The organism is Pandoraea fibrosis (genome assembly GCF_000807775.2).
GTDB classification, from domain to species: Bacteria; Pseudomonadota; Gammaproteobacteria; order Burkholderiales; family Burkholderiaceae; genus Pandoraea; species Pandoraea fibrosis.
This window is the reverse complement of sequence record NZ_CP047385.1, coordinates 1,961,538-1,974,890: the sequence shown is the minus strand read 5'-3', so window position 1 is coordinate 1,974,890 and position 13,353 is coordinate 1,961,538. Positions and strand designations below refer to the sequence as shown.

Genomic DNA, 13,353 nt, shown 5'->3' with positions numbered 1-13,353 from the left:
CCGATGCCGGAGATCCGCCCGGCAAAGCGCCACCCACTGAGAAAATCGCAATTTCAGCGACGTTGGGCGATATAGCGCGAAATTATATAGATTTTGCCGCATACCCGCCGACGCCACGGCGTTGTCCACATCGCCCGCAACGGGCATGGGAGGCAGCATGTGCCGCGCAATCTTCACACTGTGCAGTCGCCTCGCGACCGTCCTGACAACAGCGCTCTCGTTGAGCGCCGCCGCTCCCGCCGCGCCGAACGCCTTGTCCGGCGCGCCTGACGCCGCATCCAGTACGAGTTCCGGCACACCGACTGCCACCACCGTGCGGAATTTCGGCCACGATCCCTTCCTCCACATTTCCACGGCCATTGCCGACTGTCCCACCCCACTCGGACCCGCCATGCGCGAATCCGACTGGCTGGCCGACGCGCATCACCGCATCGAGAAAGGCAACCACTGCTGGCTGGAAGGGCGTTGCCGGCTGTCGAACAGCTATCGCTACGACGTAGAGATCGCCGAGGCCGCACAACGACGGCTTTCCAGCATTGCCGCCGACATCGCGTGGGCCACGCAGACATCGCTCTGGCTGACGTTTCAACGACGCATCGTCGTCGTGCAGGGGTGCATCGCCCCCGGCTTCGCCCTTGCGAAATTCCTCAAGGCGCTGGGCGAGACGGCCGATGTGGAAGCGGTGGTCGATCAGGTCGTCGTGCGTCGTCCGGGGGCGCCCATGCCGCGCCTGACCTACCCGACACCCGAACACCCCGATCTGCCCGCCGGCGCCCGTCCATTGCCCTGACACCGCCGCCCGGTCAACTCTGTTCACAAAGTCCCAACAACTGAAAACAGTTTGCAACGCCCCCTTTGATTAGGATCGCTACAGGTCCGCGCACTGCGGAAGCTATTGGCCTATTTCCTGATCGATGAAGCGTTTCCCGGCATTTCCCCCGCATCTCCTTACCCGCCGCCGCAAGATCGGCGTTGGGGTTCTCGCTGTCGTTTGCGGTCTCTCCATCTGGCTGTGGCCACACCCGAAGCCTCCCGCGTACCTCAGCGCGAAAGTCACGCGCGGCGATCTCGAAGACGCCGTGCTTGCCACGGGCGTGCTACAACCCATCAAACAGGTGGAGGTCGGCTCGCAAGCCAACGGACAGTTGCGCTCGCTCAAGGTGGTGCTCGGCGACCCGGTCACCAAGGGGCAACTACTCGCGGAAATCGATCCGACGTCAAGCGACAACGATCTGCGCGAAGCCAACGCCGGGCTCACTACCCTCGCGGCAGATCGTCGCGCCAAGGCAATTCGTCAGGCGCAGGCCGAGCGAGAGCTGGCACGTCAGCGTCAGTTGGCGCGCGACGACGCCACTTCGCCACGCGATCTGGAAAAGGCCCGCACCGAGTCAGACGCGCTGACGGCCGAGCTTGCCTCGCTCGACTCGCAAATTCGTCAGCAGAATGTGAAGGTCGACAAAGCGCGCACGAACCTGTCGTACACCCGCATCACGGCACCGATCAACGGGACGGTCACGGCTATCACCACGCAGGAAGGCCAGACGGTGACCGCGATCTATCAGATCCCGACCATTCTGAAGATCGCCGACCTGACGATGATGACCGTTCGCGCGCAGGTGTCGGAAGCCGACGTCGTGCGTATCCGCGAAGGCCAGCGCGTGTACTTCACGATTCTCGGTGCACCCGAGACGCGCTATGAGGGCAAGTTGCGCGTCATTCAGCCGTCGCCCGAGAAGATCAACAACGCGATCTTCTTCAATGCGCTTTTCGACGTACCGAATCCGAACGGCGTGCTGCGTCCCGATATGACGGCACAGGTCTCGATCGTGCGCGCACACGTCGAGAATGCGCTGACGTTTCCGTCCGTCGCCCTGGGGGAAAAACGCGCCGACGGCCGCTATCGCGTGCGCGTGCTCGACAGGCACGGCGAGGCGCACGCTCGCTGGGTGAAGGTCGGACTCGATAACCGACTCACGGCACAGGCGCTCGACGGCTTGTCCGAAGGCGATCGGGTCGTGACCGCCGATCCGACCGATGCGCCGCCGTCCGGCAGCGGCGATACCGGAGCGCTGCTGTGACGAACACCGCCGCCCCGCTGCTGCGCCTCACGGGCATCTCCCGCACATTCGGCGAGGGCGTGGGCGCCGTCACCGTATTGCGGGATGTCGAACTCGACATCGCACGGGGCGAAATGGTCGCGATTATGGGGCCGTCCGGCTCGGGCAAGTCGACGCTGATGAACGTGCTCGGCTGTCTCGACCGGGCCAGCAGCGGCCGCTACGAGATCGATGCTCAGGATGTGGCAGCGCTCTCGGACGACGCGCTCGCGGCAAGGCGGCGCGAGTCCTTCGGCTTCATCTTCCAGCGCTACCACCTGATGGGGCACCTCACCGCACAGGGCAATGTCGAAGTCCCCGCCGTGTACGCCGGCACGTCGAAGACGCGTCGCGCGTCACGCTCGGCGGCATTGCTCGAACGCCTCGGCCTGGGCAAACATTTGTCGCATCGCCCATCGCAAATGTCGGGTGGCCAGCAGCAGCGCGTGAGTATTGCGCGGGCGCTGATGAACGGCGGCGACATCATCCTCGCCGACGAACCGACCGGCGCGCTCGACAGCCATAGCGGTCTCGAGGTCATGCAGATCCTGCGCGAACTGCATGCCAGCGGGCACACCATCATTCTCGTCACACACGATCCCGGCGTCGCGGCGTGGGCGCAACGCGTCATCGAGATTGCCGACGGCCGGATCGTGTGCGATCGCATGAATCCTCCGAACGACAAGAGCGACACGGCGCCAGTCGCCTTGGCCGGGACGGTGAAAGCCCCGCCGGGCGAAACCTTGTGCGACGGCCTCCGCGCCCCGTCGCAAAGCCCTGTCCCAACCACTGCCGACGCCCCTCGCCGTCGACGCCTGACCGGCTGGCTGAGTGGTTGGCCGACGTTCTCGGAAAGCCTGTCGATGGCGTGGCACGCGCTGGCGTCGCATCGGCTGCGCACCGGGCTGACCATGCTCGGCATCATCATTGGCATCACCTCGGTGGTATCACTTTCGGCCATCGGTGAAGGCACGAAGCGGCGCGTGCTCAACGACATCGGCAACATCGCGCCGAACACCATCACCGTGCTGCGCGGCAAGGATTTCAACGACGACAAGGCCGCCGAGATTCGCACACTGCTGCCGCGCGACGCCATGCTGCTCGCCGCACAGCCGTACACCGACAGCGTGACGCCGCAAGTCGGCCCGCGCACGGCGCGCATGCGCTTCGGACGTCTCGATACCGACGCGCAAGTGCACGGCGAAGGCGCCGATTTCATGCGTGCCAACGGCCTGACACTTGCGCGCGGGCGCAGCTTCGACGCGTCTGAAGTCGAGCGGCAGGCGCAGGTGGCGCTGATCGGGGAGAACACACTCAGGAAGCTCATGCCCAACGGGGGCGATCCCATCGGTCAGATCGTGCTCGCCGGGTCGTTGCCGCTGCGCATCATCGGCGTAGTGCGCGACCGCTCGTCGATGTTCGTGAGCCGTTCGCTCAACGTCTACGTGCCGTGGACGACGGTAGCGAGTCGTCTGGCGGGACAGCAACATCTGGAGTCGATCACGGTGCGCATTCTCGACGGGCATCCGCCGGCGGCCGCCGAGGCCGGCATCATCCGCGTGCTCACACAGGCGCACGGTCAGAAAGACTTCTTCACGTTCAACATGGACACCATCGTGAAGTCGATCTCGCGCACCAGCCAGATGCTCACGCTGCTGCTCTCGTTCGTGGCGCTGATCTCGCTCGTGGTCGGCGGTATCGGTGTGATGAACATCATGCTGGTGTCGGTCACGGAGCGCACCCGCGAGATCGGCATTCGGCGTGCCATCGGCGCGCGTCGTCAGGACATCCTCCGGCAGTTCCTGATCGAAGCCGTGCTCGTTTGCCTGATGGGCGGCGCCGTCGGTGTGGCGCTGTCCTACGCCATCGGCTGGCTCGTGGCGACGTTCGTGCCGCACGTCGCCGTTGTGTTCTCCCCGAGTACGTTTGCCGCCGCAGTGATGTGCGCGAGCGCCATCGGTGTGGTCAGTGGCTGGTGGCCTGCCCGCAGTGCCGCAAGGCTCGACCCTGTCGATGCGCTGGCACGCGAATGATTTGCCCCCCAACCGTCCCGCGGCGCCCCCCTCTGGCTCGGGATGGTTTTATACCCCGCGCGCGATTCGGTGTCGCGCGCGGGGGTCTTTTTGACCGATTCGATGACCCGCTTCCCCAGAATTTCCAGACCACCTCACGCGCACACCTTGCAGGCCAGGGCACCGATGCTGCCGTCGCTCGGTGCGATGGCCGTCGCTATCGTGCTCGCCGGATGCAGCCTGACGCGCGCGGACTATGAACGCCCCTCGCTGCCCGTCCCCGCGCAATTCGGCACGCCACTCGATGGCACGCCAGGCACCGGCAGCAACGCGTCCCGGCACACCGACGACGGCATCGATCCGTGGTGGCAAGCATTCCGCGAGCCGCAGCTCGACGCGCTCGTCAGACAAGCGCTGGACGCTAACCCCGGCCTCGCACTCAAGGCCCTGCAAGCGGATCGCGACGCGCTCCAGGCCGGCCTGACCGGCGCGAACCGCTGGCCACAGTTCTCAGGCACCGTGACCGGCGCCAAGTCGCGCGCGCTGGACGGCGGCAAAGCCGCGCTCGCCTATCAAGGGCAGACGCAAACGACCTCCGGTGCCAGCATCGGCATCAGCTACGAGATCGATCTCTGGAACAAGCTCGCCGCGCAACGCGACGCCGCTCGGTGGCAAGCCGCCGCCAGCGCATGGGATCGGCGCGCGGCCGCGCTCTCGCTGTCGAGTCAGGTAGCCTCCAGCTACTGGCGCGTGGCGTATCTGAACGAGAATGTGCGCAGCGCTACCGAGGATCTCGCCGCCACTGAGCGGGCCGTCGCGCTGGTCGAGGCACGCCGACGCGCCGGAGCCGTGTCGGCACTCGATCTGATACAAGCGCAGCAGGATCGCGACGCCGTGGCCGGAGCACTGGCGGAGTGGGAGCGCCTGCGCGACCTCGCACGTCACGCGCTGGCCAACGCATTGGGTTTGCCAGCGCAGACACGTTTCGCCGAAAGCGCGTCGCTCGCGCCTGCGCATCTGCCCGACGTCGCGCCGGGCTTACCGGCGTCGCTGCTCGCCAGACGGCCCGATCTCGCCGCTGCCGAGACCCGCGTGCGTGCGCGATTGGCTGATGTCGACGCCGCACGGCTCTCGTTCTATCCATCGATCACGCTGAGCGGCACGGCCGCCACCAGCAGCGATTCGCTCTCGCGCTTGTTGGCCAACCCGGTGGGAACGCTCGCCGCCACCCTTGCCATGCCGTTCCTGCAAGTGCAGACGGCGCGCTTCACCACTGCGCTCGCCCGCAACGACTACGAGCAAGCCGTCACCACGTTCCGAAGTACGCTGCTCACCGCGCTCACCGAAGTCGAGGATGCACTCTCGGCGCGCGAGCGCACGACGGCGCAATACACCTCGCTTGCCAGTGCGGCGGCGTTGGCACAGCGGGCGGCCACGTTGTCCGGCGCCCGCTATCGCGCCGGCGATGTCGATCTGCAAAGCTGGCTCGACGCGCAAAGACTTGCCCGTCAGGCGCGCCGCAACGCCGCGCAGTCACGCCTCGATCAGATTGACGCGACGATCTCACTCGTCAAAGCGCTGGGCGGTACGCTGGGGTTTGACGGGATCGAAGGCTGACTCGCGAATCCCCGGCACGAATACCAGGGGCTCACGCCACCTCGCTCGCCGGCGGCAAAGGCGGTAACGTTGCGAGCAACGCCGCCACGTCGGGATACTTCAACCGATAACCCAGCTCGCGCTTGAGACGCGTGTTGGCTAGCCGACGCGACTCCGACATGAACGACAGCAGCGTCGGCTCCAGTACATGGCTGGCTTCGTCGCGCGAGATGCGCGGCGGGCGAGACAGGCCGAGCGCGTCGGCCACCTGGTCGAAATACTCCCCCATGCGCCACTCGGTGTCGTCGCTCGCGTGCACGACCCGTTGCGCCTTACCGCGCCACATCGCGCGAATCAGAATGGCGGCCAGATCGTCGGCGTGGATATGGTTGGTGAAAACGTCGTCGGACGCCTGCAAGGCCGGTGTGCCGCGCTGCAAACGCGCAACGGGAAGACGATCCGCCGCATAAATGCCCGGAATTCGCACGATAGAGGCCCGCCAAGGGGTTCGGGCGTACTCGGGGTACCGCCACGCCGCCCGCGTGCCCGTCGCCACTGGCACCCGTGCACGAGCCGGGCCGGCCGCCAGCAAACGGCGAACCGCACGCGAGTGCGCCGAGGGACGCCCGAGCGCGCGTATCGTCGACTCGGCATCGACGCGCCGCTGCCCGCGCGGCGAACGCGGGCGCGGCGCGCGGGTCTCATCCACGATAGCGCCGCCGCAGTCGCCATAGACCCCGCTGGTGCTGGCGTAGACCAGCACACGCCGGGGTGCGCGGGGCAGGCGCAACCGGGCGCGATGCCCCCCCTCGGGTACAATAACGGGCTTCGGCGGGCGTGCCAGCGCCGCGCGCAAGCGACGCGTGCGCAGGTCCTGCGAGCCACTGCCGGCAACCCCGGCGGGTGGGGCGAGATGCAGCACCCGCGGGGCCAGACGGCCCACGCGATGCAGGCTCGCCGCGTCGTCCAGATTGGCGACGACGGGGATCGCTCCTGCGGCGCGCAATGCCGCATGACGGGCATGGCTGGACGTCACGGCAAAGACGCGAAAGCGTTTGACGAGGGCGGGCAACGCACGCATGCCGACGTCGCCGCAGCCCACGACCAACAGGCGCGGACGACCGAAGGATTTCGACGAATTTTTCATTTTTCGGATTGTAGTATGGCTTACAACGTTTCCCTCGTGCCGAGCGGGCGCGAGTTCCAGGTCGAAGACGGCGAGGCCGTACTTTCCGCGGCGTTGCGTCAGGGCATCGGCCTGCCCTACGGCTGCAAGAACGGTGGCTGCGGGTCGTGCAAGGCGAAACTGGTCGAAGGCAGCGTCGAACACGGTGCACACTCCACGTCCGCGCTCACGAAAGACGAAGAGACACGCGGCTTTGCCTTGCTGTGCTGCGCCCACGCCAAAGGCGACCTCGTCATCGAATCACGCGAGGTCAAAGGCATCGGCGACATTCCGGTCAAACGCCTGCCGTGCCGCGTGAACGCCCTTGAGCGGCGCGCCGACGATGTCATCGTGATGCGTCTGCAATTGCCCGCCAACGAGCGCTTCCAGTACCTCGCCGGGCAATACATCGAATTCATCCTGAAAGACGGCAAGCGTCGCAGCTATTCGATGGCGACCGCACCGCATGAGGAAGGCTTCCTCGAACTTCACCTGCGCCACATGCCCGGCGGCGTGTTCACCGATCACGTCTTCAACACCATGAAGGAGCGCGAGATCCTGCGCTTCGAAGGGCCGCTGGGGACTTTCTTCCTGCGCGAAGACTCGGACAAGCCCATCGTACTGCTCGCCTCGGGCACCGGCTTCGCACCGATCAAGGCCATCGTCGAACATGCGGCGCATAAGGGTCTCGACCGGCCGATGACGCTCTACTGGGGCGCGCGTCAGTTGAAGGACATCTACCTGCGCGAACTGGCCGAACAGTGGGCTCGCGATATTCCGGGCTTCCGGTTCGTGCCGGTCCTCTCCGAAGCCGCGCCGGAAGATCACTGGCAGGGTCGCACGGGCTTCGTGCATCGTGCCGTGGCTGACGATCTGCCGGATATGTCGGGCTACGAAGTCTACGCCTGTGGTGCCCCCGTGATGGTGGAAGCCGCGCGCCGCGACTTCATTGCGCATCACCATTTGCCGGAGGACGCGTTCTTCGCCGACGCCTTCACCACCGAAGCCGACAACCCTGGCGCCGGGCAGTGAACCGGCGACGCGCACCCGCCGCAAAGATGCATGCACGCCACAGTGCGTGCATATCCTTTGACAAGCGCCGCGTGCGCCCCTTATGCTTGCCGACATGAACCTGATTGCAATCGCCTCGATCCGACGTCGCCGCACGCTGCCCCAACCGGGATGCCGCGCGGCACGCTATCGACTGCGATAACACGCAAGTTCTCAAGCACAGCGAAGCCACGGGCAACCCCCGTGGCTTTTTTTATTTCCCGTCTCGCTCACCTTCGCCCTTCGGAGACCGTCATGTCGCTTGCCCCTTCGTCAAACTCGTCAGCCATTGCGTCGTCCACCTCGTCCAAATCGGCGCGCAACGCCAAGTTCTCAGCGTTCGCCACGCAGGCGTTGCTGCCCATCACGTCGCGCCCGGACCTCGTGTTCACCCATGGCAAGGGCGGCTGGCTGTACGACCACGACGGCAAGCGATATCTCGACTTCATTCAGGGCTGGGCCGTCAACAGCCTGGGCCACTGCCACCCGGTCATGCGCGACGCCCTCGCCGCGCAAGGCGCGATGCTGCTCAACCCCAGCCCCGCGTATTACAACGTGCCGATGATCGAGCTGGCCGACCTGCTCGCCAACCTCTCGGGACTCGGCAAGGTCTTCTTCGCGAACAGTGGCGCCGAGGCCAACGAGAGCGCCATCAAACTCGCGCGCAAGTGGGGGCAGTTGCATCCGGGCGCTTCGGGCAACGCCCGCTTCGAGATCATCACGTTCAAGAACGCCTTCCACGGCCGCACGCTCGCCACCATGTCCGCGAGCGGCAAACCGGGCTGGGACACGATCTTCGCCCCGCAGGTGCCGGGCTTCCCGAAGGCCGAGATGAACGATATCGCGTCGGTCGAGGCACTCATCGGCCCGGACACCGTCGCCGTGATGCTCGAGCCGATTCAGGGCGAAGCCGGCGTCGTGCCGGCCACCGAAGCGTTCATGAAGGCATTGCGCGCACTCACGAAAGCGCGCGGGCTGTTGCTCATCGTGGATGAGGTGCAAACCGGTTGCGGACGCACGGGTACCCTCTTCTCGCATCAGCAGGCCGGCATCGTTCCGGACATCATGACGCTCGGCAAAGGGATCGGCGGCGGCGTGCCACTGGCCGCCATGCTGTGCGGCGACGAGTTCGCCGTCTTCCAGCCAGGCGATCAGGGCGGCACATACAACGGTAATCCGCTCATGTGCGCCGTGGGTCTTGCGGTCATGCGCACGGTCAGCGCCCCGGGTTTTCTCGAATTCGTTCGGGCACAGGCCGATTATCTGAGCGCCGGGTTGCAGCATCTGTCCTCGCGTTATGGCGGCGAGGGCGAGCGCGGCGCCGGTTTGCTGCGCGCGCTGCTGCTCGGGCGCGACATCGGGCCGCAACTGGTCGAAGCCGCACGCGAGGCGACGCCCGACGGGTTGTTGCTCAACTCGCCACGCCCCGGCCTGCTGCGCTTCATGCCCGCGCTGAACGTGAGCCGCGACGAGATCGATCAGATGCTCTCGATGCTCGACACGTTGCTCGCCAAACACGTTTGACGAATCCATGAGAACGTCCGGCGACTACACCGGACATGGGCCAAACCTGGGCCGAACAGACGCCTGCCGCATGTGCGCCAACCTTCCGGCCACGCAGTGCGTGCGCTATCGATTAGGAGACACCTTCCATGAACGATCTGAGCCACGGGCACCCGACACCGCCCGCCGACGCCATCGTCGAAATTTCCGCCGATCCGGCACGGCTCGACATCGGCTTCATCCATCACGCCCTCTCGACGCAAACGCATTGGGCCAGGGACATTCCCAAAGACACGCTCATGCGCGCCATCTCCCACTCGCTGTGCTTCGGCGCCTACGCGACACAGGTAGAAGGCGGCCCGGCCCATCAGGTCGGGTTCGCACGCGTGATCACCGACCGCGCCACGTTTGCCTATCTGGCCGACGTGTTCGTCGATCCGTCGATGCGCGGACTGGGCATCGGTAAGCGGCTGTGCGAGAGCGTGCTCGCTCACCCGGCGCTGCAACAACTGCGGCGCTTTCTGCTCGCCACCACCGACGCGGCCGGTCTCTACGCCCGTTACGGCTTCGAGCCGCTCGGTGCAGAGAACAAGATGATGCAGATCCATCGCCCCGACATCTACACCGGCAAACAGGAGGCGCCATGATCGCCACGCCCGCCGACATTCACCTCCGGACATTCGACGACGCGGATACCGATGCCGTAATCGCGCTCTGGCGCGAGGCGTTTCCCGAATACAACGCCTCGGACAAGCCGCATCGCGAACCGCGTCGATCGATCGCCAATAAGGTCGCCATGCACGACGGGCTGTTCTTCGTCGCCGTGCGCGACAAGAAGATCGTGGGTACGGTCATGGCCGGGTACGACGGTCATCGCGGCTGGGTCTACTCGCTGGCGGTCGCGCGGGCACTGCGCCGTCGCGGCGTGGCGAGCGCGTTGCTACGTCACGCGGAAGTCGCGCTGGCCAAACGCGGTTGCCTCAAGCTCAATCTGCAAGTGCTCACCCAATCGCGCGAGGCGCTGGCGTTCTACACCGCGCACGGTTATGCAGCCGACGATGTCGTGAGTCTCGGCAAACGGCTGCCGCTGGCCACGACGCGCAACGCGTCGATGTCGCCGTAAGGCATCGCGCTCGCGTCATGCCGCAATTGCCCTGCCCCCGCCCATAGTGCGACGGGAAAGAAAAAGGGCGCCGGAGTTGCCTCCGGCGCCCTTGGCTTGTCGTCTGGCTTGCGTCAGACGTTCAGGATGGCGAGGGACTGGCTCCCCGGCTCATTCTCCCAGGTAGGCGGCGCGCACCTTCGGATCGTCGAGCATGTCTTTCGCGTCGCCGGTCATGGTGACGAGCCCGCTGTCCATCACGTAGCCGCGGTGCGCCGCTTGCAACGCCAGACGCGCGTTCTGCTCCACGAGCAGCACCGTCACGCCTTCGCCCGACACGGTGCGCACGACCTCGAAGATTTTCTCGACCATGATCGGCGAGAGGCCCATCGACGGCTCGTCGAGCAGCAACAGCTTGGGCTGACTCATGAGCGCACGCGCCATGGCCAGCATCTGCTGCTCACCGCCCGAGAGCGTGCCGGCGAGTTGGTCCTTGCGCTCCTTGAGCCGCGGGAAAATGCCGAACATCTTGTCGACGTCCTGCTTGATGCCCGCGTTGTCGTTGCGCAAATACGCGCCCATCTGCATGTTCTCGAGGATGGTCATGCGCGTGAAAATGCCGCGCCCCTCCGGCACCATGGCGAGACCTTGCTTGAGCAGATCGAACGCTTTCACGCCACGAATCGACTTGCCCAGATACTCGATGTCGCCATCGGCCCACGGCAGCAGCCCCGTGATCGCCTTCATGGTGGTCGTCTTGCCCGCACCGTTCGCGCCGATTAGCGTGACCAGTTCGCCCGGCTGGATATTCAGGTCGATCCCCTTGACCGCCTTGATCCCGCCGTAAGCGACTTTCAGGCCCTTGATCGTCAACATTGCGCTCATCAATGGCCTCCTGCACCGAGATACGCTTCAATCACCGCCGGATTTTTCTGCACATCCTGCGGCAAACCTTCGGCAATCACCTTGCCGTAATCGAGCACCGTCATGCGGTTGCACAAGCCCATCACCAGCTTCACGTCGTGTTCGATGAGCAGGATCGTTTTGCCGTCGCTACGGATCTTGTCGAGCAGCCCGCGCAACTCGACCTTCTCGGTCGCGTTCATGCCGGCGGCCGGCTCGTCGAGCGCGAGCAACTTCGGATCGGTCGCCAGCGCACGCGCAATCTCCAGACGGCGCTGGTGGCCGTACGAGAGATTCGCCGCCGTGTAGTTGGCGTACTTCGCCACGCCCACGTACTCGAGCAACTCCATCGCACGATCGCGAATGGCGCGCTCTTCGGCCTTCGCGCCCGGGTAACGGACAATCGCACCGATCACGCCCATTTTTGTGCGCACGTGACGGCCCACCATCACGTTCTCGACAACGGTCATGCCGCCGAACAGGCGAATGTTCTGGAACGTGCGGGCAATGCCCGCGCGCGCCACTTCATGCACTGCGGTCGGCTTGTAGGTGCTGCCGTCGAGCGTGAATTCGCCGGAGTCCGGCGTGTAAAGGCCGGTGATCACGTTAAAGAACGTGGTCTTGCCGGCACCGTTCGGGCCGATCAGCCCATAGATTTGCCCCGGCTTGATCTCCAGCCCCACATCCGTGAGGGCCTGCAGACCGCCGAAGCGCTTGTTCACGCCCTTGACGGACAGAAGAATTTGTTCGCTCATCTTGAATTCGTCTCCCTCGGCTTACAGAGTCCGCTCTTCCGGACGCGGCGACGGCCACAGGCCGGCCGGACGGTACAGCATGATCAGAATCATGGCCAGACCGTACAGCAATTGCCGAATCACTTCGGGATCGACGATGACGTTGCCGAACAACTTCATCTGCAACGGGCCCATGGTCGAGCGCAGGATCTCGGGGAACGCCGAGAGCAGCACACCGCCCAGAATCACGCCCGGAATGTGGCCCATGCCGCCGAGCACCACCATCGAGAGCACGACGATCGACTCCCAGAAGGTGAACGACTCGGGCGAGACGAAGCCTTGGAACGCCGAGAACATGCCACCGGCCACGCCGCCAAACGACGCGCCCATGGCAAACGCCAGCAGCTTGATATTGCGCGTGTTGATACCCATCGCCTTGGCGGCGATTTCGTCTTCGCGAATGGCGACCCACGCACGTCCGATGCGCGAGTGTTGCAAGCGCACGCAGATGAATGCAATGAGCAGTGCCAGGAACACGAACAGGTAGTAGTACATGTACACCGAGTTGACCTTGAACCCGAAAAATTCGTGCGCTTTCGAGAAATCAAAGCCGAACAGCGAGGCGGGCTGGATGCCGGTGATCCCCTTCGGGCCGTTGGTGATGTTCACCGGACGGTCGAGGTTGTTCATGAAGATACGGATGATTTCGCCGAAGCCCAGCGTCACGATGGCCAGGTAGTCACCGCGCAGACGCAGCGTCGGCGCGCCCAGCAAGATGCCGAAGATCGCCGCGACCGCCGCCCCTATCGGTATCGTGAACCACACCGGCACATGCAGGCCGCCCGGGAACAGATGCGCGATCCACTCGAACTGTGTCGTGAGGTGAGGCGAGCTGAGGAACGCCGTGACGTATGCGCCCACGGCATAGAACGCGATGTAGCCCAAATCGAGCAGGCCGGCAAAGCCCACCACGATATTCAGACCCAGCGCGAGCATGATGTAGAGCAGCGCGAAGTCGAGCACGCGCACCCAGTAATTGCCACCGGCGTAGCCCACGAGCACGGGGGCGACGATGGCGCCGATCAGGAAGATCGCAAGGCCCCGATAGGCCTTGCGTGTCGCGGCCGCCGCTGAAATCTGCGTGGCCGGCGCGGAGGTTTGCACAGGTTGATTCATGGTGTGACGTCTCCCC

12 protein-coding genes are annotated in these 13,353 nt (G+C 65.1%); 8 read left to right on the top strand and 4 right to left on the bottom strand.

The genetic code is table 11. The features are described 5' to 3' along the window. Window positions 1–157: 157 nt before the first annotated feature. The 4 genes from PI93_RS08900 (at window position 158) to PI93_RS08885 (ending at window position 5,725) form a co-directional block, all read left to right on the top strand. On the top strand, window positions 158–790 hold the full coding sequence (locus PI93_RS08900; RefSeq protein ID WP_144400409.1) for a hypothetical protein: 633 nt from the start codon (window positions 158–160) through the stop codon (window positions 788–790). A gap of 124 nt (window positions 791–914) precedes the next feature. Beyond that, window positions 915–2,078, top strand: a complete 1,164-nt coding sequence (gene macA, locus PI93_RS08895) for a macrolide transporter subunit MacA (protein WP_052240476.1) — start codon at window positions 915–917, stop codon at window positions 2,076–2,078. Next, complete coding sequence (locus tag PI93_RS08890; RefSeq protein ID WP_039367461.1) at window positions 2,075–4,129, top strand: MacB family efflux pump subunit; 2,055 nt, start codon at window positions 2,075–2,077, stop codon at window positions 4,127–4,129. Before macA ends, PI93_RS08890 begins: the two co-directional genes overlap by 4 nt. A 102-nt stretch (window positions 4,130–4,231) precedes the next feature. Then, window positions 4,232–5,725, top strand: coding sequence for an efflux transporter outer membrane subunit (locus tag PI93_RS08885; protein WP_158453285.1), 1,494 nt, complete (start codon window positions 4,232–4,234; stop codon window positions 5,723–5,725). Between the two features lie 31 nt (window positions 5,726–5,756). On the opposite strand, the gene PI93_RS08880 is transcribed toward PI93_RS08885, so the two are convergent. After that, window positions 5,757–6,851, bottom strand: a complete 1,095-nt coding sequence (locus tag PI93_RS08880; RefSeq protein ID WP_039367454.1) for a Rossmann-fold NAD(P)-binding domain-containing protein — start codon at window positions 6,849–6,851, stop codon at window positions 5,757–5,759. A gap of 15 nt (window positions 6,852–6,866) precedes the next feature. On the opposite strand from PI93_RS08880, the gene PI93_RS08875 reads away from it, so the two are divergent. The 4 genes from PI93_RS08875 to PI93_RS08860 all read left to right on the top strand — a co-directional run bounded on the left by PI93_RS08875 (window position 6,867) and on the right by PI93_RS08860 (window position 10,545). Continuing rightward, window positions 6,867–7,901, top strand: coding sequence for a CDP-6-deoxy-delta-3,4-glucoseen reductase (locus PI93_RS08875; RefSeq protein ID WP_039367451.1), 1,035 nt, complete (start codon window positions 6,867–6,869; stop codon window positions 7,899–7,901). Between the two features lie 273 nt (window positions 7,902–8,174). After that, window positions 8,175–9,443, top strand: coding sequence for an acetylornithine transaminase (locus PI93_RS08870; protein ID WP_236105623.1), 1,269 nt, complete (start codon window positions 8,175–8,177; stop codon window positions 9,441–9,443). Window positions 9,444–9,571: 128 nt separating this feature from the next. After that, a complete protein-coding gene (locus PI93_RS08865; protein ID WP_052240475.1) occupies window positions 9,572–10,069 on the top strand; it encodes a GNAT family N-acetyltransferase in 498 nt (165 codons plus the stop codon). Beyond that, on the top strand, window positions 10,066–10,545 hold the full coding sequence (locus tag PI93_RS08860) for a GNAT family acetyltransferase (RefSeq protein ID WP_039367447.1): 480 nt from the start codon (window positions 10,066–10,068) through the stop codon (window positions 10,543–10,545). The genes PI93_RS08865 and PI93_RS08860 overlap by 4 nt, the downstream gene beginning before the upstream one ends. A 150-nt stretch (window positions 10,546–10,695) precedes the next feature. Here the strand turns inward: PI93_RS08860 and PI93_RS08855 are convergent, their stop codons facing one another. The 3 genes from PI93_RS08855 to PI93_RS08845 are packed head-to-tail and all read right to left on the bottom strand — an operon-like array spanning window position 10,696 to window position 13,337. Beyond that, window positions 10,696–11,409, bottom strand: a complete 714-nt coding sequence (locus tag PI93_RS08855; protein WP_039367444.1) for an ABC transporter ATP-binding protein — start codon at window positions 11,407–11,409, stop codon at window positions 10,696–10,698. Further along, a complete protein-coding gene (locus tag PI93_RS08850; RefSeq protein WP_039367441.1) occupies window positions 11,409–12,182 on the bottom strand; it encodes an ABC transporter ATP-binding protein in 774 nt (257 codons plus the stop codon). Before PI93_RS08850 ends, PI93_RS08855 begins: the two co-directional genes overlap by 1 nt. 21 nt (window positions 12,183–12,203) lie before the next feature. Continuing rightward, a complete protein-coding gene (locus PI93_RS08845; protein ID WP_039367436.1) occupies window positions 12,204–13,337 on the bottom strand; it encodes an ABC transporter permease subunit in 1,134 nt (377 codons plus the stop codon). Between the last annotated feature and the right edge of the window lie 16 nt (window positions 13,338–13,353).

Bases quoted from the DNA above. Each gene is read 5' to 3' on its own strand.
- macA (WP_052240476.1), top strand. From the start codon at position 915: ATGAAGCGTTTCCCGGCATTTCCCCCGCATCTCCTTACCCGCCGCCGC.
- PI93_RS08845 (WP_039367436.1), bottom strand. From the start codon at position 13,337: ATGAATCAACCTGTGCAAACCTCCGCGCCGGCCACGCAGATTTCAGCG.
- PI93_RS08900 (WP_144400409.1), top strand. From the start codon at position 158: ATGTGCCGCGCAATCTTCACACTGTGCAGTCGCCTCGCGACCGTCCTG.
- PI93_RS08880 (WP_039367454.1), bottom strand. From the start codon at position 6,851: ATGAAAAATTCGTCGAAATCCTTCGGTCGTCCGCGCCTGTTGGTCGTG.
- PI93_RS08875 (WP_039367451.1), top strand. From the start codon at position 6,867: ATGGCTTACAACGTTTCCCTCGTGCCGAGCGGGCGCGAGTTCCAGGTC.
- PI93_RS08860 (WP_039367447.1), top strand. From the start codon at position 10,066: ATGATCGCCACGCCCGCCGACATTCACCTCCGGACATTCGACGACGCG.
- PI93_RS08865 (WP_052240475.1), top strand. From the start codon at position 9,572: ATGAACGATCTGAGCCACGGGCACCCGACACCGCCCGCCGACGCCATC.
- PI93_RS08870 (WP_236105623.1), top strand. From the start codon at position 8,175: ATGTCGCTTGCCCCTTCGTCAAACTCGTCAGCCATTGCGTCGTCCACC.
- PI93_RS08885 (WP_158453285.1), top strand. From the start codon at position 4,232: ATGACCCGCTTCCCCAGAATTTCCAGACCACCTCACGCGCACACCTTG.
- PI93_RS08855 (WP_039367444.1), bottom strand. From the start codon at position 11,409: ATGAGCGCAATGTTGACGATCAAGGGCCTGAAAGTCGCTTACGGCGGG.
- PI93_RS08850 (WP_039367441.1), bottom strand. From the start codon at position 12,182: ATGAGCGAACAAATTCTTCTGTCCGTCAAGGGCGTGAACAAGCGCTTC.